16 protein-coding genes are annotated in these 21202 nt (G+C 70.6%); 4 read left to right on the forward strand and 12 right to left on the reverse strand.

Translation table 11 applies throughout. From position 1 onward, the window contains the following. Positions 1–60: 60 nt before the first annotated feature. Positions 61–1287 (forward strand): glycoside hydrolase family 64 protein, encoded by a 1227-nt coding sequence (locus tag RPQ07_RS10830; protein ID WP_313943892.1) that lies wholly within the window; start codon positions 61–63, stop codon positions 1285–1287. A gap of 102 nt (positions 1288–1389) precedes the next feature. Here RPQ07_RS10830 and RPQ07_RS10835 read toward each other — a convergent pair whose 3' ends face one another. Beyond that, positions 1390–1902 (reverse strand): hypothetical protein, encoded by a 513-nt coding sequence (locus tag RPQ07_RS10835; protein WP_313943893.1) that lies wholly within the window; start codon positions 1900–1902, stop codon positions 1390–1392. A 234-nt stretch (positions 1903–2136) separates the two neighbouring features. Here RPQ07_RS10835 and RPQ07_RS10840 point away from each other — a divergent pair, with 234 nt between their 5' ends. Beyond that, on the forward strand, positions 2137–2751 hold the full coding sequence (locus tag RPQ07_RS10840) for a YceI family protein (RefSeq protein ID WP_313943894.1): 615 nt from the start codon (positions 2137–2139) through the stop codon (positions 2749–2751). A gap of 147 nt (positions 2752–2898) precedes the next feature. Here the strand turns inward: RPQ07_RS10840 and RPQ07_RS10845 are convergent, their stop codons facing one another. The 3 genes from RPQ07_RS10845 to RPQ07_RS10855 all read right to left on the reverse strand — a co-directional run bounded on the left by RPQ07_RS10845 (position 2899) and on the right by RPQ07_RS10855 (position 8473). Further along, complete coding sequence (locus RPQ07_RS10845; RefSeq protein WP_313943895.1) at positions 2899–4236, reverse strand: hypothetical protein; 1338 nt, start codon at positions 4234–4236, stop codon at positions 2899–2901. A 53-nt stretch (positions 4237–4289) separates the two neighbouring features. Then, positions 4290–7370: a glycoside hydrolase family 3 protein gene (locus RPQ07_RS10850; protein ID WP_313943896.1), complete on the reverse strand. Its 3081-nt coding sequence runs from the start codon at positions 7368–7370 to the stop codon at positions 4290–4292. 125 nt (positions 7371–7495) lie between these two features. After that, positions 7496–8473, reverse strand: a complete 978-nt coding sequence (locus RPQ07_RS10855) for a LacI family DNA-binding transcriptional regulator (RefSeq protein WP_313943897.1) — start codon at positions 8471–8473, stop codon at positions 7496–7498. 245 nt (positions 8474–8718) lie between these two features. Between RPQ07_RS10855 and RPQ07_RS10860 the strand changes: the two genes are divergently transcribed. Then, positions 8719–10593, forward strand: a complete 1875-nt coding sequence (locus RPQ07_RS10860; protein ID WP_313943898.1) for a ricin-type beta-trefoil lectin domain protein — start codon at positions 8719–8721, stop codon at positions 10591–10593. Between the two features lie 28 nt (positions 10594–10621). Here RPQ07_RS10860 and cimA read toward each other — a convergent pair whose 3' ends face one another. The 5 genes from cimA to ureA all read right to left on the reverse strand — a co-directional run bounded on the left by cimA (position 10622) and on the right by ureA (position 16736). Next, complete coding sequence (gene cimA, locus RPQ07_RS10865; RefSeq protein WP_313943899.1) at positions 10622–12235, reverse strand: citramalate synthase; 1614 nt, start codon at positions 12233–12235, stop codon at positions 10622–10624. Positions 12236–12572: 337 nt separating this feature from the next. Then, positions 12573–13184, reverse strand: a complete 612-nt coding sequence (locus RPQ07_RS10870; protein ID WP_313943900.1) for a TetR/AcrR family transcriptional regulator — start codon at positions 13182–13184, stop codon at positions 12573–12575. Positions 13185–13229: 45 nt separating this feature from the next. Beyond that, positions 13230–14291, reverse strand: a complete 1062-nt coding sequence (locus tag RPQ07_RS10875) for an agmatine deiminase family protein (RefSeq protein WP_313943901.1) — start codon at positions 14289–14291, stop codon at positions 13230–13232. A 10-nt stretch (positions 14292–14301) separates the two neighbouring features. After that, complete coding sequence (locus RPQ07_RS10880) at positions 14302–15984, reverse strand: urease subunit alpha (protein WP_313948855.1); 1683 nt, start codon at positions 15982–15984, stop codon at positions 14302–14304. 5 nt (positions 15985–15989) lie between these two features. Then, positions 15990–16736, reverse strand: coding sequence for an urease subunit gamma (gene ureA, locus RPQ07_RS10885; protein WP_313943902.1), 747 nt, complete (start codon positions 16734–16736; stop codon positions 15990–15992). A gap of 127 nt (positions 16737–16863) precedes the next feature. On the opposite strand from ureA, the gene RPQ07_RS10890 reads away from it, so the two are divergent. Continuing rightward, the gene (locus RPQ07_RS10890) at positions 16864–18270 is read left to right on the forward strand and encodes a cytosine permease (protein WP_313943903.1); all 1407 of its coding nucleotides are present in this window, start codon (positions 16864–16866) and stop codon (positions 18268–18270) included. Here RPQ07_RS10890 and RPQ07_RS10895 read toward each other — a convergent pair. The 3 genes from RPQ07_RS10895 to RPQ07_RS10905 form a co-directional block, all read right to left on the reverse strand. Continuing rightward, positions 18237–18740, reverse strand: coding sequence for a tetratricopeptide repeat protein (locus tag RPQ07_RS10895; protein WP_313943904.1), 504 nt, complete (start codon positions 18738–18740; stop codon positions 18237–18239). The genes RPQ07_RS10890 and RPQ07_RS10895 overlap by 34 nt on opposite strands. A gap of 67 nt (positions 18741–18807) precedes the next feature. Next, positions 18808–19896, reverse strand: a complete 1089-nt coding sequence (locus RPQ07_RS10900; protein ID WP_313943905.1) for a branched-chain amino acid aminotransferase — start codon at positions 19894–19896, stop codon at positions 18808–18810. A gap of 228 nt (positions 19897–20124) precedes the next feature. Beyond that, entirely contained in the window at positions 20125–21165 is a 1041-nt protein-coding gene (locus RPQ07_RS10905; RefSeq protein WP_313943906.1) for a 3-isopropylmalate dehydrogenase, read from the reverse strand. Positions 21166–21202 lie beyond the last annotated feature (37 nt).

Here is a 21202-nt window from a genome sequence, read left to right on the forward strand (position 1 = left end):
ACGCGTGCACCGGGCGTCGCAACAGTGAGAACTCCCCCACGAGCACCAGGAGTTCTGTCCGTGATATCCCGACGTATCTTCCTCACCGGAGCGGCCGCCGCGGTCACCGCGGCCACCTATCCCGCCTGGGGAAGCGCTCTCAGCCCTCGCGCCAGGGCCGCAGCCCCCACCTGCGAGCTCGCCCTGGAGAACAAGTCCCTGCCCGGCACGGTCCACGCCTATGTCACCGGCCACGAGCAGGGCACCGACCGATGGGTGCTGCTGCGCCCGGACGGCGGGGTCCATTACCCCGAGAACCCGTCGGCGCCCGAGACCCCGCTGCCGGTCGACTGCGCCATCCCGCTGCCCGCGGCGGGCTCCGGCCCGATCGTGCTGACGCTTCCTCAGATGTTCGGCGCCCGGGTCTACTTCGTCCGCGACGACAAGCTGGACTTCTTCGTGAACCCGGGGCCCTCCCTGGTCGAGCCCGCTTTCGCGACGCCGTCCGACGCCAACTACGACCGCATCTGGTCCTTCGCCGAATTCACGTTCAACCCGCAGCAGTTGTACGCGAACATCAGCTACGTCGACCTGGTGACGGCCCTCCCCATCGGCCTCACGCTCACCGGGGACGCCACGCATACCGTGGCGCCGCTGCCGGACGGCGCGGTGCAGAAGATCGCCGACGGCCTCGCCGCCCAGGCGGCCAAGGACGGACAGCCGTGGGACAAGCTCGTCATCCGCGGCGCGGACGGTGAGGTGCTGCGCGTGATCGCGCCGCAGAACCTGATGGCCCCCTACTTCGACCGGCCCGCCGAGATGCCGTTCCGTGACGCCTTCGACTCCTACATCGACCAGGTCTGGGAGAAGTACCGCTCGACCGATCTGCGGATCGATCTCCAGGGCGGACGCGGAGTGTTCACCGGCCGGGTGAACGGCGACACGCTCACCTTCAACGGTGGTCACACCTTCGCGAAGCCGTCCTCGAAGGACGTCTTCACCTGCAACCACGGGCCCTTCGCCAACAACCCCGGCGACCCGGACGACAAGAAGGGCCTGCTCGCCCGGCTCGCCGCCGGCTTCAACCGGACGACCCTGCTGTCCCACCCGGACCAGCCGAACGGAGCGACCGCGGCCGACTACTACCTCGACCCCGGCACGAACCACTTCTCACGCGTCGTCCACGCCAACACCCCGATCGGGTACGCGTTCCCGTACGACGACGTCCGTCCGGACGGACAGCCCGACGTCTCGGGCGCGGCGCACGACGGCAACCCGCTGCGCTTCACCCTGACCGTCGGGTCCTGACCGCGGGGCCCTGACCGTCGGGCCCTGACCGTCGGCACGTGACCACGCCGAGTGCCCGGCCCCCCGCAGGCAGCGGAAGGGGCCGGGCACTCGCACGTACGGTCAGCAGCCGCCGCAGTTGTAGTAGGTCACGTCCCAGTGGTTGCCCTCGTCCGCGTAGACGTTCCCGGACCCGGACCTCCACTGCGGGGCGCCGTCGCCCGGCCGTGCGCCGATGTAGCTGAAGGTGTTCTTGATGTAGTTCCCCACGCACGTGCCCTTGGCGAAGTCGAGCTTGTAGCCGTTCCAGTGGGAGTACGTGCCGCTCGCGTGCCCGGTCTCGGTGCCGCCGGTGATGTTGAGGGCACACCCGCTCGCGCTCCTCAGGGTCTGGGCACCCTGCGCGGACATGAGGTTCAGCTGGTCGAACGACGTACAGGTGGGGTTGTTGCGGTTCGAGCAGCCGCCGGACGAGGACCAGGTGATCCCGGACGAGCGGAACATCGACGTGGCCGTGGCGTGGCTGATCTTGGTGGCCGCGTGGGCCTCGGTCGCGCTGCTGAGGACGCCGAAGCCGGGAGCGAGGAGCGCGCCGGAGACGAGCGCGAGCGCGGTGAGCGTCGAGCGGATTTTCATGGGGGGAGATCCCTCCTGCTGGTGACCGTTGGGGACCGTGCCAGTCCGGTGGTACGGGCGGTGCAGGTGGAGCACAGAGATGCTGCCCGAGTTCTACGCGCGTCGCCAGGGGGTGCGCACGTCGTTCGGGTGAACCCCTCAAGAAGATGTTGAACTTTAAACGGAATAGGTCTATGGTCGATGTCGTTGAAGGTTTAACTACCGACCGCCCCGTCCCCCGAGGAGTCCGACATCATGGGTATCTTCAATCGCAAGCCCGAAGCCGCTGCCGCTGCCACCACCACCGCCGCCCCGGTGGACCCGGCCCTGGCCGCGCTGTCCGGCAGCTACACCATCGACCCGGCGCACAGCAGCATCGGCTTCACGGTCCGCCACGCGATGGTCACCAACGTCCGCGGCTCGTTCGGCGAGTTCTCCGGCAGCCTCGAGCTGAACGGCACGGACCCGCACCACTCCACCGCCGAGATCGACGTGACGATCACCAGCATCGACACCGGGATCGCCGACCGCGACGGCCACCTGCGCAGCGGTGACTTCTTCGAGGCCGAGAAGTTCCCCCTGATGACGTTCCGCTCGACGCAGGCGGAGAACCTCGGCGGCGACACCTACCGGCTCACCGGTGACCTGACGATCAAGGACGTCACGCGCCCCCTCGCCATCGACCTGGAGTTCAACGGCTCCGCCACCGATGTCTACGGCAACGAGCGCGTCGGCTTCGAGGGCACCGCCGAGATCCTGCGCTCCGACTGGGGCCTGACCTGGAACGCCGCGCTGGAGACGGGTGGCGTGATGGTCAGCGACAAGGTGAAGCTGAACTTCGACATCTCCGCGATCAAGTCCGCGGCCTGATCCGGGACGTCACCCCGGCACCCAGAGCGCGCCCGCCCCGCCGTCCCGACGGCCGGGCGGGCGCTCCGCTGTCCGCGCGCTGTCGCCGCCGGGCCGGAACCGTGTCCCGGCGCGCACACCCTGCCGGGCTCTGGTACCCGCCCGGCTCTAGAACCCGCCCCCGAAGTCCCCGCCGCCACCGAAGCCTCCGCCACCCCCGAAGTCCCCGCCGCCGCCGCCGAAGTCCGACGAGCTGAAGTCGGCGCCCGAGTAGTCGCCGCCGCTGTAGTCGGCGCCGCCGTAGTCCGCCGCGTACGCAGGCGTCGCGAGCACGCTGCCGAGCAGCGTGCCGGCCAGCAGGCCGGGGAGGATGCCGCCGCCGAAGTAGCCGCCGGCCCAGGGGCCGTACGCCGGCCCTGCCTCCCAGTACGGCCGCCGGCCGTCCCCCGTCTCGACCGTGCGGGCCATCGGGTCCAGGCCGCCCTTGAGCCGGGAGGCGTCCACCGCGCACACCGGGATCTCGCGGGCCTGGCCACCGTCCGGGGTCCAGGTCATGTCGGTGACGGAGGGCCCGTGGCGCGGGTCGAAGAAGCAGGGGGCCCTGCGCTCCGGAATCGGCCGGTCCGTGCGCCGGGCGTCGAGTGCGGCCAGGCTGAAGCGCCCGTCCTCCAGCGCCTCGGTGACTCCTCGCACGTCGGAGGGGTGGCGGGCCGCTCCCATCAGCGACTTCGCCTTGTCGTACGAGTCGAGTGCCCGCTCGTAGTCGGCGCGCATCGCGTCGTTCGCGCCCTTCTCCGACGGGTGGAAGTCCAGTCGGTCGAGCTCTTCGCCGAAGGCGGTGATGTCCTCGTCGACCACCACCCGGAGCTTGTCGAGCGCCTCCCGCTCCTCCTGGGCCTTGCGGCGGCGGTTGCGGGCCACGAGCGCGTAGGCGCCCGCGCCGCCCGCGGCGAGCACCGCGCCGAAGGCGATCACGGCTCCGCCGTTCACTCCCTCGTCACCGCCGGTGGTACCCCAGGAGGCGGGCGCGCTGCCCCGCATCTGCGGGAGCGCTTGGTCGACGAAGTTGTTCAGCTGGGTGGCGGCATCGGCGCCGGGGGGCGTCTTGACCGCGGTGACCAGATTCTGGACGGCCTGGCCCGACAGGACGCGGCTGTCGGCCGCCGCGTTGAAACCGTCGCCGAGGCGGATGGCGTAGAGGCCGGTGACACCCGTCTCGGTGCGGACGTTCCGCAGCACGGATTCGGGCGGGAACTCGGCGGACGCCGGCAGGACGGCCACGAACAGCGGCTTGTCCGCGTTCTTGATCTTCTGTGCCAGCGCGTCCGCGTCCGCCTTCGAGAGCTGACCGGAGGCGCGCGGGTCCACATAGACCGGGCTGTTCTCCAGTGCCGCGGCCACGGTGTCGGGCCCGGTGGCCGCGTGCGCTCCCGGCGCCACCCCGAGGGCGGCCGCCGAGAGCGCGAGCAGCAGACCGGACAGTGCGGTGAACAGCCTGGTCCTCATACCTTGACGCTACCCGAAAGGGTTGATTTTCGGACATGCGCCAAGGGTCTGATTCAGGCCGCCTTGAACGCGGCCGTCAGCTTGGCCACGGCCGCGGCCGGTCTGCCCGACAGCAGCAGATGGTCCGCGTCCGCGAACGGCTTCGCCGACGCGGCCGTGATCCGCTGCCCGATCTTCTGCTGGACGAGCAGCCGGGCCTGGGAGACCAGCTCACGCGCCTCCGGGGAGTCGCCCCGGCCGGTCACCTCCAGCAGCTTCGCCGCCGGCGCCATGGCCTTGAGGGTGAGTTCCCCGCCGGCCGGCGGCTTCTTCAGGGTGGTGAGCCCCCAGCCGTAGGGGTACTGCGGGTCGTACGAGGTGTCCCCGACGTTGATCGGCAGCTGTCCGGCCGACCTGGGCCAGGTGACGGGCAGCCGGCCGGTGAAGGCCTTCTTGCCGTAGAGGACGTCGGCGACACCGTCGCCCTCGGTGCCCGGAAGCCAGGACGCCACAAGTGCGTCGATGTCACCGAGTCGGTCCCCGATCAGCTGCGGGCGGCCGGAGACGATCAGGACGGCGCACGTCATCGCGGCGCAGACCTTGTCGACGGCGGCCCGGTCGGCCGCGCTCAGCTCCAGGTCGTGACCGTTGCCGACGTCGCCGACACCCTCGGCGTAGGGGGTCTCGCCGACGACGACCACACCGACGTCGTGGCCCTCCAGGGGAGCGGACGCGTCCTTGGACCAGGTCACCGCCTCGGGGGCGGCCTTCTTCATGCCCTCGAGGACCGTCGTGCCGGGGGTGATCTTCCCGGACGAGCCCTGCCAGCTGATGGTCCAGCCGCCGGCCTGGTTGCCGATGTCGTCGGCGTTGGACCCGGCGACGTACACCTTCTGCGACGGCTTGAGCGGCAGGACCGCGCCGTCGTTCTTCAGCAGGACCTGGGACTTGGCGACGGCCTCACGGGCGACCGCGCGGTGGGCGGCCGAGCCGATGCTGCCGAGGTGGGTGGTGTCCGCGTACGGCTTCTCGAACAGGCCCAGGGCGAACTTCTGGGTCAGGATCCGCGCGACGGCGTCGTCGATCCGCGCCTCGGGGATCCGGCCCGCCGTCACCTCGTCCCGGAGGGTCCGGTGGAAGTCCGCGTAGGCCGTCGGCACCATGATCATGTCGAGCCCGGCGTTGACCGAGGTGCGCACATCGCTCGCGTAGTCACCGGGGATCTGGTCGATGGCCTGCCAGTCACTGATGACGAAGCCCTTGAAGCCCATCCTGTCCTTGAGCACGCCGTTGATCATCTCGGCGTTGGCGTGCATCTTCACCGGGCCCTGGTCGTCGCCCAGGACGTCCAGTGACGAGTACGACGGCATGACCGTGCCGGCGCCGCGCTCGACGGCCTCGGCGAACGGCGCGAGATGGACGGCCTCCAGTTCCTGCCGGGTGACCTTGGTGATGCCCTGGTCGATCGTGTACGAGCCGGTGGAGGACGAGCCGTACTCCGTACCGCCGTCGCCGACGTAGTGCTTGGCGCTGGTCAGCACCTTGTCGTTGCGGGCGAGATCCTTGCCGGACGGCGCGCCCTGCATACCCGTGATCACCGTCTCCATGGCGGTGACCAGGGCGGGGTCCTCGCCGAAGGCCTCGTAGGAGCGGCCCCAGCGCTCGTCGCGGGTCACGCAGAGGCAGGGTGCGAAGTCCCACGGGATACCGGTGGCGCGGACCTCCTTCGCCGTCACGGCGCCGGTCCTCGCCGCGACGGCCGGGTCACGGGTGGCCCCGATGCCGATGTTGTGCGGCATGATCGTCGATCCGATGACGTTGTTGTGGCCGTGCACGGCGTCCACGCCGTAGATCAACGGGATCTGGAACCGCGTCGCCTGCGCACGCAGTTGGTAGGTGTCGACCATCTTCGCCCAGGCCGCGGGGGTGTTCGGCGTCGGCACCGAACCACCGCCGGAGAGCAGCGAGCCGAGGTCGTAGGCGGCGATGTCGCCCTGAGACTTCAGGGCGTTGCGTTCGGCCTGGGTCATCTGCCCGGCCTTCTCCGCGAGCGTCATCCGGGAGAGCAGGTCGGCGACGCGTTTCTTCACCGGGAGCTTCTTGTCGAGATACGGCAGGCCGTGGGCGTCCACGACGATCTGCGGGGTCTCGGCGGGCGCCTTCGCGCCGGTGACGGTGAGCTTCAGCGGAATCGTCTCGGCCGGCTCGGCCGGGCGGTCCTTGCGGGTGGTGACGGCGACCGACGTGGACGTGCCCGAGACGGAGCCGGCCGGGAAGGTGACCGTGCCGGAGACCGGGGTGTAGTCCTTGCCGGCCTCGGCGGTCCCGCCCTCGGTGCTGTACGCGACGGTGACGGGCTCCTCGGTGGGGCCCGAGCCGGTGGTGGCGACGGAGATCTTCACCTCGGCGGTGCCGCCCTCGTCGACCGGGTGGACGGCCGCGTCGGTGATGACGCTCGCCTTCAGCGCGGGGTCGGCCTTTCCGTACAGCTCGACGCCGTCCATGGCGAACCTGCCGGGGGCGCCGGTGGGCAGGGTGAGCGCGTAGCCCCACATCTCGTTCAGTCCGAGGACCTGGTCGATGCCGCCGACGGGCTGGTAGTCGGCGCGGTAGACGAAGTCCGCGAAGGGGATCTCGACGAGGTGCCAGCCCTCCCAGTCGTCGGTGAAGGAGGTGGTCCACAGCTCGGAGGCCTCGCCGTTGGCGCCGCCGTCCTTGAGCTCGAAGTTGATCCTCTTGCCCGAACCGGGCGGCAGCGGTGCGGTGTTCTGCCCGTACCACCAGAAGCGGATGCCCTTGTACGGGGTCCAGTTCTGCGCGGGCCTGTCGAAGGTGAAGTCGTGGGTGAGGCCGCCCCAGCCGCTGATGTCGTAGGAGCCTTCGAGGACCTTGGCGCCCTCGGGGGCGTCCGCGCGCTCCTTCAGCTCCAGCCGGGGCTGGTCGTCGGCGTCGCTCCCCCACGTGAAGATGCCCTCGGCGGGCGGGTTGGCGAACGGGACCTCGCCCTCGAAGCGGTCGACGGTGAACGGCGCCGGATCGTCGGCCGCCGCGCTGACTCCGGCGCCGGCTCCGGTGAGCAGGGTGGCGAGAACGGCGGTCGCGGCGAGCGCGGCCGTGCCGGCTCTGGTTCTGAAGCGGGTACGGGTGGGGGGCACTGCGGCTCCTTCGGTGCGGACGGGGTGGCACGGCAGGAAGGTCGACGAGCGGGAGGGGTGGTGCGAAGGGAAGGTCGACGGGCCGGAGCGGTGGTGCGACGGGAACGTCAGGGAGCGGGCGCGGGTCAGGCGGGTGCGGAGGCGCGCACGATCAGTTCGGTGGGCAGCACGACGGGTTCGACCGGGGCGGGAGTGCCGGCCAGGTGGGCGAGCAGCATCCCGGCCGCCCGCTCCCCCATCCGGCGCATCGGCTGGCGGACGGTGGTCAGCGGTGGTTCGGTGTGCTGGGCCATGGGGATGTCGTCGAAGCCGACGACCGCGATGTCGTCGGGGACGCTTCGTCCCGCGGCCCGCAGGGCCCGCAGCACACCGACCGCGCTGAGGTCGTTGTGCGCGAAGACTGAGTCGAAGGCCCTGCCGGTGGCGAGGAAGCGTTCCGTCGCCAGCCGCCCGGAGACCTCGGTGAAGTCACCGCCGACGACGCGGTCGGTCGGCAGCACCTCCAGAAAGCCTTCCAGCCGCTCGCGTACACAGCCGAAGTCGGGGCGGCCGGTGACGATCAGCGGCCGGGAGCGGCCGTCGGCGAGCAGATGGCGGGCGGCCGACGCCCCGCCCTCCCGGTTGGTGGTCGCGACGGACGGGAACTCCGGGTGGTGGCCGCGGTCGTCGATGAGGACGACGGGAAGGCCCTTGCGGTGCATCGCGGTGATCGTGTCGAGGGTGTCCTCGGGCTCGACGACGAGGAGTCCGTCGAAGGCGCGGGCGGAGACCTGGCCGGCGAAGTGCTCCACGGACTCCCGTCCGCGGTTGCAGGTGAAGAGCAGCAGTCCGTAGCCGGCGGCCTCGACGGTGTCGACGACCCCTTGGAGGACTTCGCCCATCCACGGCCAGGTGAGCGGGGGCGTCAGCATGGCGACCGTACGGCTGCTGCCGCGGGCCAGTCCGACGGCTCCGCTGCTGGGCACATAGCCGAGGGTCGCGATCACTTCACGAACGCGGGCGGCGGTACCGGCGTCGACCTCGCCCCTGGTGTTGAGCACCCGGGACACGGTCGTCTTGCTGACACCCGCCTGACGTGCGACATCGGCGATGGTGACGGGCATGGGGATGCCTCCGCGACGAGGTCCGGAACCGGTGCCGGAACCGGTACCGGTGGTGCGCGGCGAGTCAACTAGCGTCCCGTCGCGCCGTCAAGACTTCACACCGGAATCGCCGAAACCCCAACTTCAGCCGCTACAGGGAGGGTTGTTCGTTCAGAGTGTGAATGCGCAATCTCTTGACGGACGTTCGCATCGGCAGTTCACTCACGCCTCGACCCCCACACCTCTGCCGAGAAGGGCTCCAGCCCATGGCAAGACGACCGAAGCGAACGATCAGAATCCTGCTCGCGGCCACCCTCGCGGCCGCCGGTCTGACCGGTCTGACCGCCGGTACGGCGCAGGCCGCGGGCGAGCAGGTGAACGTCTGGCTCACCACGACCAGCGACGCCGGCGGCCGCACCGTCACCCGCGGACTCCAGCAGCAGACACCCGTCAACTTCCAGGCGGGCAACGGCGGCAGCGGCACCAACATCACCGTCGACGAGAACACCCGCTTCCAGACCTTCAGCGGCGGCGGCGCCTCCTTCACCGACACGGCCGCATGGCTGATGAAGGGCAGCGGCGCGCTCTCCCAGGCCACGCGCGACGCGACGATGCGGAAGCTCTTCTCACCCACCGAGGGGATCGGGCTCTCCTTCGTCCGCAACCCGATGGGCGGCTCCGACCTGGCCCGCTTCGGCTACACCTACAACGACCTGCCGGCCGGGCAGACCGACCCTTCGCTGTCGCGGTTCTCCATCGCCCACGACCTCGCCGACGTGCTGCCGCTGACCAAGCAGGCGCGGCAGCTCAATCCGGGCCTCACCCTGGTGGCGTCACCGTGGACGGCGCCCGCGTGGATGAAGGACAACGGCCAGCTCAACGGCGGCTGGCTGAAGGCCGAGAACTACGGCACCTACGCCAACTACTTCGTGAAGTACCTCCAGGCCTGGCGCGATCAGGGCGTCCCCGTCGACTACGTCACCGCACAGAACGAGCCGACCTGCTGCGCCGGTTACCCGTCGATGAGCTGGAACGGCTCCGGGCTCGCCTTCTTCACCAAGAGCGAGCTGCTGCCGAGGCTCCAGGGCGCCGGCCTGCCGACCAAGGTGCTCGCCCACGACTGGAACTGGGACACCTACGACGCCTACGCGGCCCAGACGGTGAACGACGCGGCGGTGCGCAGCCACCCCAACTTCGGTGGCGTGGCGTGGCACGGCTACGGCGGAAACGTCTCCAAGCAGACGGACGTGCACAACCAGTATCCGCAGCTGGACGCCTTCCAGACCGAGCACTCGGGCGGCACCTGGATCGGCAATCAGCAGCGCGAGGACATGATGAACATCATCGACTACACCCGTAACTGGGCGAAGTCGGTGACCAAGTGGTCCCTGGCGGTCGACCAGAACCGCGGGCCCCACAACGGCGGCTGCGGGACCTGCGACGGCCTGATCACCGTGCACAACGGTGACGGCCGGCACGGGCAGGTCGACTACACCATCGAGTTCTACACGATGGGACATCTGACGAAGTTCGTGAAGCCGGGTGCCCACCGGATCGCCTCGACGGCGAGCGGTGACGTGCCGAACGTGGCCTGGCGCAATCCCGACGGTTCCAAGGCCCTGATCGCCTACAACGACTCGTCGTCGGCGCGTGAGATGCGGATCAACTGGGGCGGCCAGAACGTCCGTTACTCACTGCCGGGCAAGACGTCCGCGACCTTCACCTGGTCGGGCACGCAGAGCGGCGGTTCGGACGCGTCGGGCGCCCTGGTGGGCCTGGCCGGCAAGTGCCTCGACGTGGCGGGCGGCTCGACCGCCGACGGCACGGCCGTCCAGCTGTGGGACTGCAACGGCTCCACCGCCCAGCGCTGGACGGTCAGGGCCGACGGGTCGGTCCAGGCACTGGGCAAGTGCCTGGACGTGACGGGTGCGTCGACGGCGAACGGCGCGAAGATCCAGCTGTACGGCTGCAACGGGTCGGGGGCGCAACAGTGGCGGTACGAGGCGTCCACCGGTGATCTGGTGAACGCGGCGGCCGACAAGTGTCTCGACGTCTCGGACAACTCGTCGGCGAACGGCGCCCGGGCACAGATCTGGTCGTGCACCGGAGCCGCCAACCAGAAGTGGCGGCTCCAGCCCTGATGCGCCGGGGGCACCCCCGCCCGCGGTGCTACTCGGCCGGCTCGACGCCGGCGCGCAGCAGACCGTAGGTGTAGGCGTCCTCCAGGGCCTGCCAGGAGGCGGCGATGACATTCTCGGCGACGCCGACGGTGGACCATTCGCCGCCTCCGTCACCCGTGGTGATCAGTACGCGGGTGATGGACTCGGTGCCGTGGCGGCCTTCGAGGATGCGGACCTTGTAGTCGACCAGCTCCATCTTGGCGAGCTGCGGGTAGAACCGCTCCAGACCGACTCTCATCGCGCGGTCCAGGGCGTTGACGGGGCCGTTGCCCTCGGCGGTGGCGACGATCCGCTCGCCCTTGGCCCACAGTTTCACGGTGGCCTCGTTGGCGTGGGTGCCGTCGGGGCGGTCCTCGACGATGGCCCGCCAGGACTCGGTACGGAAGTAGCGGCGCGGTCGGCCCTCGGCCTCGGCGCGCAGCAGCAGTTCGAACGAGGCGTCGGCGGCCTCGTAGGTGTAGCCGGCGAGTTCGCGTTCCTTGACCCGCTCCACGACCCGGCCGATCAGCGCGCGGTCTCCGCCGAGCTCGACACCGAGCTCTTTGCCCTTCAGCTCGATGGACGCGCGTCCGGCCATGTCGGAGACGAGCATCCGCATGGTGTTGCCGACCTGCTCCGGGGCGATGTGCTGGTAGAGATCCGGATCGACCTTGATCGCGGAGGCGTGCAGACCGGCCTTGTGCGCGAACGCAGACACTCCCACGTACGGCTGATGCGTGGACGGCGTGAGGTTGACGACCTCCGCGATGGCGTGCGAGATGCGCGTCATCTCCGCCAGCGCACCCTCGGGCAGCACGCTCTTGCCGTACTTCAGTTCCAGCGCGGCGACGACCGGGAACAGGTTGGCGTTGCCGACCCGCTCGCCGTAACCGTTGGCGGTGCACTGGACGTGGGTCGCGCCCGCGTCGACGGCCGCGAGAGTGTTCGCCACGGCGCAGCCGGTGTCGTCCTGGGCGTGGATACCGAGCCGGGCGCCGGTGTCGGCGATGACGGTGGAGACGACGGCCTGGATCTGGGCGGGCAGCATGCCGCCGTTCGTGTCGCACAGGACCACCACATCGGCGCCCGCCTCGGACGCCGTGCGCACGACGGACTTCGCGTAGGCGGGGTTGGCGCGGTAGCCGTCGAAGAAGTGCTCGCAGTCCACGAACACCCGCCGGCCCTGCTCGCGCAGGAAGGCGACGCTGTCGCGAACCATCTCGAGGTTCTCGTCCAGGGTGGTGCGCAGGGCCAGTTCCACATGCCGGTCGTGCGACTTGGCCACCAGACAGATCACCGGCGCGCCCGACTCCAGCAGCGCCCGCATCTGCGGGTCGTCCGCCGCCTTCGCTCCCGGGCGGCGCGTGGCACCGAACGCGACCAGCTGCGCGTGCCGGAAGGTGATCTCCTGCTGCGCGCGGGCGAAGAACTCGGTGTCGCGCGGGTTGGCACCCGGCCAGCCGCCCTCGATGAAGCCCACGCCGAACTCGTCCAGGTGCCGGGCGATCGTCAGCTTGTCCGCGACGGTGAGGTTGATGCCCTCACGCTGCGCGCCGTCGCGCAGGGTCGTGTCGAAGACATGGAAGGCGTCGTCGGTATCCGTGTCCGTGGCCTGTGTGGTCATGGCTGTCCTGACTCCTGTCGGATGAGTGGCTCCGGAAATACTGGCTCCACTTGCCCCCGTCTCCGCGTGCGGCTCGCTTCCGGCCGGGTGAGGCCGTAAAACGAAAAAACCCCTCGCGGGTGCGAGAGGTCTGCGCGCGGGTCTGGGGCACGGTGGCCGCGTCATACATGGTGATATGAGGCGATCACTGCGGACCGGCGCGCCTGCTGCCGATAATCATGGCGAACGAAAGCACGCTGGCAGTCTGCCACATCGCTGCCGTCCCGTGGACGGCGGTCTCAGTATGCGGGCAGTCCGTCCCGCCCCGGGACCCGCACCCGGCCCGCACAGCCGGTGATCAGGCGCTTTCCCGCAGCAGCGCGTCGCGGAGGAACTCCCTGACATGGGTCAGGACGTGTTCGCGTCCGGTGCCGGGGATGCCGACGGCGACGTGGACGCTGAAGCCGTCGAGGAGCGCACGGAGGCGGGCGGCGAAGCGGTCGGGGTCGACGGGACGGAACTCGCCGCGCGAGATCCCCTCCGCCAGCAGCGCGACGAGATCCCGGTGCCAGGCCCCCTCGATGGCGGCCTGGCGGGCGCGGGCCTCGTCGTCGGCGTTCTGCGAGCGGTTCCAGACCTCCAGCCACAGCGTCCAGTGCGGATCGCGCGGCCCGTCGGGCACATAGAGATCGACATACGCCTCGAGCCGCTCGGCGGTGGGCGCCTGCCGGGACAGCAGTGCGCTGCGCTCGGCCCCCAGCCGGCCCTCGCTCCACTCCAGGGTCCGCAGCAGGAGTTCGTCCTTGGTGCGGAAGTAGTAGAGGAGATGGCCGCTGCTCATGCCGACCTCCCGGCCGAGCCCCGCCATGGTCAGCCCGTCGAGACCGCGCTCGGCGATGGTGGCCATGGCGGCGGCGAGGACGGACTCACGGGGCGGCGCGATGTTCCGCCGCCGGGCGGCGGGGGTCATACGGCGGCCCCGGAGGCCCCGAGGGCACCTGCAGCGGTGTGCGACTCATTCACGCGTATGTTCTACCTGATCGTCGGCGCTCGCCGTGGGCGCCCTGAAGACCTTCGGCTGCTGCTGGGTGATGCAGTGGATGCCTCCACCGCCCGCGAAGATGGCGCGCGCGTCCACCAGCGTGACCGTGCGGCCCGGGTACAGCCGCCGGAAGATACCTGCCGCCAGCTCGTCGCGGGGATCGTCGAAGGCGCACAGGACGACACCGCCGTTGCACACGTAGTGGTTGATGTACGAGTAGTCGACCCACTCACCGTCCTCCTGGAGCACGGTCGGGGCGGGGACCTCCACCACCTCGATACGGCGGCCCTTCGCATCGGTCTGCGAGCGCAGCAGCGCCACGTTCGCCTGGCACAGCTCGTGGTCCGGGTGCGCGGGGTCGGGCTGGGTGTGGGCGACGACGACGCCGGGCCCGGCGAAGGCCGCGACGATGTCGACATGGCCGCGGGTGCCGTACATGCCGTAGTCGCCGCTGAGGCCGCGCGGCAGCCAGATGGCCTTGGTCGTGCCGAGCCGGGCGTGGATCTCGGCCTCGACCTGCGGGCGCGTCCAGCCGGGGTTGCGCTCCGGGCCGAGCTGAACCGTGTCGGTGAGCAGAACGGTGCCCTCGCCGTCGACGTGGATCGCACCGCCCTCGTTGACCAGCGGAGAGGAGTGGACCTCGACGCCCGCGATGTCGGCGACATGGCGGGCGATCTTCTTGTCGTGGTCCCAGCGCGCCCAGTCGGCGGCGCCCCAGCCGTTGAACACCCAGTCCACGGCCGCCAGTCGGGAGCCGTCCGTGGTGAAGGTGGGACCGATGTCCCGCATCCAGGCGTCGTCCAGGTCGCGTTCGACCAGCTCGACACCGGGCCCGAGCAATTCGCGCGCGGACGCCGACTGCCCGGTGCCCACCACCATGGTCACCGGTTCGAAGCGGCGTACGGCATGGGCCACGGACGCCCAGGCGCTGCGGGCCTCGGCGAGTTCCTCGTCGTCGGCGAAGGTGGGGTTGGGGCCGGGCCAGGCCATCCAGGTGCGCTCGTGGGCGGCCCATTCGGGTGGCATGCGGAACATGGGTAACGTCCTAGAGGAAGTAGAGGCGGTTGAGGGAGATCGCGTCGGCGGGTTCGGAACGGATCGGGTCGCCGTCGAGGGTCACCAGGCCGGTGCGGCCGTCCACCCCCACGTCGCCGATGCGGGAATTGAGCCGGAGGTCGGCGGGGCCGATGCCGCGGGTGCCGCGGACCGCGACCCTGCGGCGGCGGGTGGGCATGTGGTCCGCGCCCAGTTCGGTCGCCGCACGTGCCACAAAGGCGACGGAGATGTCCGCCGGCGTCGCACCGTGCGCCCCGAACTGCGGCCCGAGGACCAGCGGTTCACAGGTGTCCGTCGCCGCGTTCGGGTCGCCCGTCACTCCGTACGCGGGGAAGCCCGACTTCAGGACGAGCTGCGGCTTCGCGCCGAAGAACTGCGGACGCCACAGCACGATGTCGGCGAGTTTGCCGACCTCGATGGAGCCGATCTCGTGCGCGAGGCCGTGGGCGATGGCGGGGTTGATGGTCAGCTTGGCGACGTAGCGCAGGACGCGGGCGTTGTCGTCGTGCGCGCCGTCGCCCGCCATCGGGCCGAGCTCGGCCTTCATCTTTCCGGCCATCGCGAACGTCCGGCGCACCGTCTCGCCCGCGCGGCCCATGCCCTGGGCGTCGGAGGACGTGATGCCGATGGCGCCGAGGTCGTGCAGGACGTCCTCCGCGCCCATCGTCCCGGCCCGGATGCGGTCCCGGGCCATCGCGGCGTCGCCGGGCAGGTCGGTCTTCAGGTCGTGGACGGAGACGATCATCCCGTAGTGCTCGGCGACCGCGTCCCGGCCGAAGGGCAGGGTCGGGTTGGTGGAGGAGCCGATCACGTTCGGCACACCCGCCATCTTGAGGACGTTCGGGACGTGGCCGCCGCCGCAGCCCTCGATGTGGAAGGCGTGGATGGTGCGGCCGTCGAGGACGCGGAGGGTGTCCTCCACCGACAGGCACTCGTTCAGCCCGTCGCTGTGCAGGGCGACCTGGACGTCGTGCTCCTCGGCGACCCGCAGCGCGGTGTCGAGCGCGCGGGTGTGCGCGCCCATGTCCTCGTGGACCTTGAACCCGGACGCGCCGCCCTCGGCGAGCGCCTCGACGAGCGGGGCCGGGTCGGAGGACGAACCGCGGGCGAGGAAGCCGATGTTGACGGGCCAGGCGTCGAAGGCGTTGAAGGCGTGCTTCAGCGCCCAGGGCGAGTTGACGCCGACGCCCCACACCGGGCCGAACTCCTGGCCGATGACGGTGGTGACGCCGGAGGCCAGCGACGCCTCCATGATCCGCGGCGAGAGCAGATGGACATGGGTGTCGACGGCTCCGGCGGTGGCGATCATGCCCTCGCCGGAGACGATGGAGGTCCCCGTGCCGACCACGACGTCCACCCCGTCGAGGGTGTCGGGGTTCCCGGCGCGTCCGACCGAGCAGATGCGCCCCTCGCGGATGCCGATGGAGACCTTGCGGATGCCCTGGACCGCGTCGATCACCAGGACATTGCTGATCACGACGTCACAGGTCTCGCGGACGGCGGCGGCCTTGAGGTGCAGTCCGTCGCGGGCGGTCTTGCCGAAGCCGGCGAGGAACTCGTCGCCGGGCTTCTGGGAGTCGTCCTCGACACGTACGACGAGTCCGGAGTCGCCGAGGACCACACGGTCGCCGGCGCGCGGGCCGTGCACGGACGCGTACTCGTGGGGATCGATGCCGGTCACTGGTCCTCCTCCGGGATGTCCTGCGAGGCGAGGGGCGCCTGGGTATCGGCTGCGGCGCCGGGCGGTGTCGCGCCCAGATAGCCGCACGCCGCCGCCCGGCGCAGCGCCTGCGCCCTGGCGCCCGGCGCGTCCAGCGGGCCGTCCACCAGGCCGGCGAACCCGATGGCCACGCGTGCGCCGCCGATCGGAAGCAGCCCGACCTCCAACTGCTCGCCCGCACCGAAGCGGACCGAGGACCCCGCGGGCACGCACAGCCGCATGCCGTATGCCGACGCCCGGTCGAAGTCGAGGCGCGGGTTCGCCTCGAAGAAGTGGAAGTGGGAGGTGACGCTGACCGGCACGGTCGCGGTGTTGCGCACCGTGAGGCGCACTACCGGCTCCGGCTCGACGTCCGCGGGCCCCGGCACGACCGCACCCGGCGCGGCACTGCCCAGGGAGCCGCCGCCGATCGGGTCGGAGACAACCGCGAGCCGCGAGCCGTCGTCGAAGACCGCCTCCACATGCACCTCGGTCACGACGTCCGCCACCCCGGGCAGCACATCGCCCGGGCCGAGCACCTCGCGCGCCGCCTCGATCGCCTCCGCCAGCCGCCGGCCGTCCCGGGCCGCCTCGCAGACCGTGTCGGCGATCAACGCGGTGGCTTCGGGGACATTGAGCCTCAGGCCGCGGGCCCGGCGGGCCCGGGCCAGCTCGGCGGCGCCGAAAAGCAGCAGCCGGTCGCGCTCCGTGGGGGTCAGTCGCACGTCTGGAACACCTCCTGTTTGAACGACACTCTAATCATGAGTTTCTTTTCTGGGAAGCATTGACGGGCCCACATCCCCTGGGTCACATTGAGCGGCATTCAAACAGTCGAGCGTCAGGGGCAGCCGTATGCCGATGGAACAACGCGGGGTCGACACCATCCCGGAGCAGGAGCGCACCAGCACCCCGCGCGACCTCGTCTCGATCCTGCTGGGGTCGAACCTCTGCCTGGGCGTGATCGTCTTCGGCTGGCTGCCGGTCTCCTTCGGCCTCGGCCTGTGGCCGGCCGTCACCTCGGTCGTGGCCGGCACGGCCGTCGGCGTGGCGGTCACCGCCCCGCTCGCCCTCGTCTCGCTGCGCACCGCCACCAATCTGTCGACGTCCAGCGGCGCGGCCTTCGGGGTACGCGGCCGGCTCGTCGGCTCGGTCGTCGGTCTGCTGCTCTCGCTCGGCTACACCGCCCTCACCCTGTGGATCGGCGGCGACGTGATGCTGGGCGCGCTGTCCCGGATCGCCGGAGTGCCGACGGGTGCGGCCGCCCACGCCCTCGTCTACGCCCTGCTCGCCGGCTGTACCGTCGTCGGCGCCGTGTACGGCTACCGGCTGCTGCTGCGCATGAGCCGGATCCTCGCCGTCGGCATGACGGCGCTCCTCCTGCTCGGCCTGCTCGCGTACGCACCCGACGCGACCAAGATCGCCCCGCCCGGCACCCCGTATGTGCTCGGCTCGTTCTGGCCGACATGGCTGCTGTCCGCGGTGGCGGCGGGGCTGAGCGGCCCGATCGCGTTCATCACCCTGCTCGGCGACTACACCCGCTACATCTCGCCGCAACGGCACAGCCCGCGCCGCGTGCTGCGCGCCACCTGTCTCGGGCTGTTCGCGGGACTGCTGGTCCCGCAGCTGTTCGGCACCTACACCGCGCTCGCCGCCCGCGCCGCGCTGGACTACGCCGGGCCGCTGGTCACCGCGTCACCCGGCTGGTACCTGGTCCCGCTGCTGCTCGCCGCCACCGCGGGATCGGTCGGCAACGCGGGGCTGATGCTCTACTCCATGGGCCTCGACCTGGACGCGATCCTCCCGCGTGCCACCCGGACCCGGGGCACGCTGGTCGTCGCCGTGGTCGCGACCGGCTTCGTCTTCGTCGGCCACTTCGCCTGGAACGCCCAGTCGGCGATGACCTCGTTCGTGCTGCTGCTGACCGCGATCGGCACACCCTGGGCGGTGATCACGATGATCGCGCACCTGCGCTGCGGCGGTGTCTACGACCCGGAGGCCCTCCAGGTCTACAACCGGCGGGCCCGCGGCGGGATCTACTGGTTCCGGGCGGGCTGGCACCCGCGTGCCACCGTGAGCTGGGCCGTCGGCGCCGCGGTCGGGCTGTGTGCGGTGTCCACCCCGCTCTACGAGGGTCCGCTGCTCGCGCTGACCGGCGGTGTGGACTGCAGCTTCGTCCTGTCGGGCGCGGTGGGCGGGCTGACGTACACCGCGCTGACGCTGCGGTCCTACGGGACCGTGCCGGTCAAGTCCTTGGCGTAGGCCTCGATCGCCCGCCGGAACCTGCGCACCGAGGGGTCCTCGCTGGTGGCGGCGAGGAGTTCGAGCAGCAGCCGGACGGACTCCTCGTGGCTGCCGGTGTTGAACAGCGCCATGGCGAGAAAGGCGCGCAGACCGCCGTGCGCGGGAAACTCCTCGGTCCCGCGCCGCAGGGTCCGCTCCGCGTCCTCGTACCGGCCGAGCACCCGGTAGGTGCTGCCGAGGCCCAGCAGGGCGTCGCAGCGGTCGCTGTCCGGCAGACCGTCGCCGGCGAGGGCGCGCTCGTAGTGCGCAACCGCCTCCGCCTCCAGGCCGAGCACATCGTGCACCCAGGCGGTCTGGTAGGCGATCTCCACATCGTCGGGCAGCCGTTCGGCGAGGCGCAGCAGTATCCGCCGGGCCTCCTCGGCGCTCCCCTGCTCGCGCAGTCGTACGGCCTCGGCCAGTTCACGGTCCCGCTCCGGTGCACCCATGCCCCCATCCTCGCCGATGCCGGACGGCGGGAACGGGGGCAGGGTGACAGGTGAAGTACTGAGCGGGTCAGGCGAGTTCGTGCATCCAGCCGTGCTTGTCGGGCGTGATGCCGCGCTGGATGTCCAGCAGCGCACCGCGCAGCTTCATCGTCAGCTCGCCCGGCTCACCGCCCGCCTGCGTCCACTCGCCGCTCTCGCACTTCACGGTGCCGACCGGAGTGATCACCGCGGCCGTGCCGCAGGCGAAGACCTCGGTCAGGGTGCCGTTCTCGGTGTCACGCCGCCACTGCTCGGTCGAGATACGGCCCTCCACGGACTCGTATCCGAGGTCCTCGGCGAGGGTGAGCAGCGTGTCGCGGGTCACACCGGCGAGGAGCGAACCGTTGAGCTCGGGCGTGACGATCTTGTTCCCGTACACGAAGTACAGGTTCATGCCGCCCATCTCCTCGACCCACTTGTGCTCCACGGCGTCGAGCCAGACGACCTGGTCGCAGCCCTTGGCGGCGGCCTCGGCCTGGGCGAGCAGCGAGGCGGCGTAGTTGCCGCCGGTCTTCGCGAAGCCCATGCCGCCGGGGACGGCGCGGACGTAGTTCTCGGAGAGCCAGACGGAGACCGGCTTGACGCCACCGGGGAAGTAGGCGCCGGCCGGGGAGGCGATCACGAGGAACAGGTACTCGTTGGCGGGCTTCACGCCCAGACCGACCTCGGTGGCGATCATGAAGGGCCGCAGGTAGAGCGAGGCCTCGCCGCCGTGCTCCGGGACCCATGCGTTGTCCTGCTGGACCAGGACGTCACAGGCCTCGATGAACGTCTCGACCGGCAGTTCGGGCATGGCGAGACGGCGGGCCGAGCTCTGGAAGCGCCGGGCGTTGGCGTCCGGGCGGAACGTGGCGACCGAACCGTCGGGCCGGCGGTAGGCCTTCAGGCCCTCGAAGATCTCCTGCGCGTAGTGCAGCGTCATGTTGGCCGGGTCGATCGACAGCGGCGCGTACGGGGTGAGCTGCGCGTCGTGCCAGCCACGGCCCTCCGTCCACTTGATCGTCACCATGTGATCGGTGAAGTGGCGGCCGAAACCGGGGTTGGCCAGGATCGCCTTGCGCTCCGCGTCGGACAGGGGGTACGAGGAGGGCTTGAGCTCGATCGTGGGCGTCGTCATGAGTGCAGTGTCCTTCACCGTTGGTTGTGACGGACCGCGCTCACGCCGCTACAGCTGCTAGGACGTCCGAGCATTCCCGCATGCGCCGGCCCGGTTCGATTATGGCTCGGGCCGGCGCGTGCATGAAACGGGGTGAAAGCGGTCCGGGGTTGATGGTGGCACCCGGGAGCCGCACAGGAGAAGCCGCCGGGCGCGTGTGCGACCCGGCGGCTTGGTGGAAGCTTCGGGTCAGCCCGCTACGCGTACCGCGAGCGTGTCGCCGATCTCGTCCGTCGTGCGGAACGTGCCGTCGCGTCCCGCGAGGTCGGCGGAGACGGCCTCCTCGATGCGCCCGGCCTCCGGCTCGAAGCCGAGGTGACGCAGCAGAAGGGCGACGGAGAGGATCGTGGCCGTCGGGTCGGCCTTGCCGGTGCCCGCGATGTCGGGCGCCGAGCCGTGGACGGGCTCGAACATCGACGGGAAATCGCCCGTCGGGTTGATGTTGCCGGAGGCGGCCAGGCCGATGCCACCGGACACGGCGGCGGCGAGGTCGGTGAGGATGTCACCGAAGAGGTTGTCGGTGACGATGACGTCGAAGCGCTCCGGCTGGGTGACGAAGAAGATCGTCGCGGCGTCGACGTGCAGATAGTCCGTCGTGACGTCGGGGTACTCCCGGGCGACCCGGTCGAAGATGTTCTTCCACAGGTGGCCGGCGTAGACGAGGACGTTGTTCTTGTGGACCAGCGTCAGCTTCTTGCGGGGGCGGGCGGCGGCCCGCGCGAAGGCGTCGCGGACGACGCGCTCCACGCCGTACGCGGTGTTCAGGCTGACCTCGGTGGCGACCTCGGCGGGCGTACCGGTGCGCAGGGAACCGCCGTTGCCGGTGTACGGACCCTCGGTCCCCTCGCGGACGACGACGAAGTCGATGTCCGGACGGCCGGCCAGGGGCGTCGTCGTGTTCGGGAAGAGCTTCGACGGCCGCAGGTTGACGTAGTGGTCGAAGGCGAACCGCAGCTTCAGCAGGAGACCGCGCTCGAGCACACCGGACGGCACCGACGGGTCGCCGATGGCGCCCAGCAGGATCGCGTCGTGGTTCTTGAGCGACTCCAGCTCCGCGTCGGGGAGGGTCTCCCCGGTGCGGTGCCATCGCTGGGCGCCGAGGTCGTACTCCTTGGTCTCCAGCTTCACGTCCTGGGGAAGGACGGCGGACAGGACTTTCAGGCCCTGGGCCACGACTTCCTGGCCGATGCCGTCACCGGGGATCACTGCGAGATTGATGCTGCGAGACATGTCGGCACCCTACTCGCCGTCCCAGCACATGACACAT

The organism is Streptomyces sp. AM8-1-1 (assembly GCF_032229325.1).
Lineage (GTDB): Bacteria > Actinomycetota > Actinomycetes > Streptomycetales > Streptomycetaceae > Streptomyces > Streptomyces achmelvichensis.

Excerpts from the sequence above, each read along its gene's own strand:
- RPQ07_RS10860 (WP_313943898.1), top strand. The coding sequence starts at position 8,719 with ATGGCAAGACGACCGAAGCGAACGATCAGAATCCTGCTCGCGGCCACC.
- RPQ07_RS10875 (WP_313943901.1), bottom strand. The coding sequence starts at position 14,291 with ATGTTCCGCATGCCACCCGAATGGGCCGCCCACGAGCGCACCTGGATG.
- RPQ07_RS10900 (WP_313943905.1), bottom strand. The coding sequence starts at position 19,896 with ATGACGACGCCCACGATCGAGCTCAAGCCCTCCTCGTACCCCCTGTCC.
- RPQ07_RS10835 (WP_313943893.1), bottom strand. The coding sequence starts at position 1,902 with ATGAAAATCCGCTCGACGCTCACCGCGCTCGCGCTCGTCTCCGGCGCG.
- RPQ07_RS10905 (WP_313943906.1), bottom strand. The coding sequence starts at position 21,165 with ATGTCTCGCAGCATCAATCTCGCAGTGATCCCCGGTGACGGCATCGGC.
- RPQ07_RS10845 (WP_313943895.1), bottom strand. The coding sequence starts at position 4,236 with ATGAGGACCAGGCTGTTCACCGCACTGTCCGGTCTGCTGCTCGCGCTC.
- RPQ07_RS10895 (WP_313943904.1), bottom strand. The coding sequence starts at position 18,740 with ATGGGTGCACCGGAGCGGGACCGTGAACTGGCCGAGGCCGTACGACTG.
- RPQ07_RS10840 (WP_313943894.1), top strand. The coding sequence starts at position 2,137 with ATGGGTATCTTCAATCGCAAGCCCGAAGCCGCTGCCGCTGCCACCACC.
- cimA (WP_313943899.1), bottom strand. The coding sequence starts at position 12,235 with ATGACCACACAGGCCACGGACACGGATACCGACGACGCCTTCCATGTC.
- RPQ07_RS10890 (WP_313943903.1), top strand. The coding sequence starts at position 16,864 with ATGCCGATGGAACAACGCGGGGTCGACACCATCCCGGAGCAGGAGCGC.
- RPQ07_RS10855 (WP_313943897.1), bottom strand. The coding sequence starts at position 8,473 with ATGCCCGTCACCATCGCCGATGTCGCACGTCAGGCGGGTGTCAGCAAG.
- RPQ07_RS10870 (WP_313943900.1), bottom strand. The coding sequence starts at position 13,184 with ATGACCCCCGCCGCCCGGCGGCGGAACATCGCGCCGCCCCGTGAGTCC.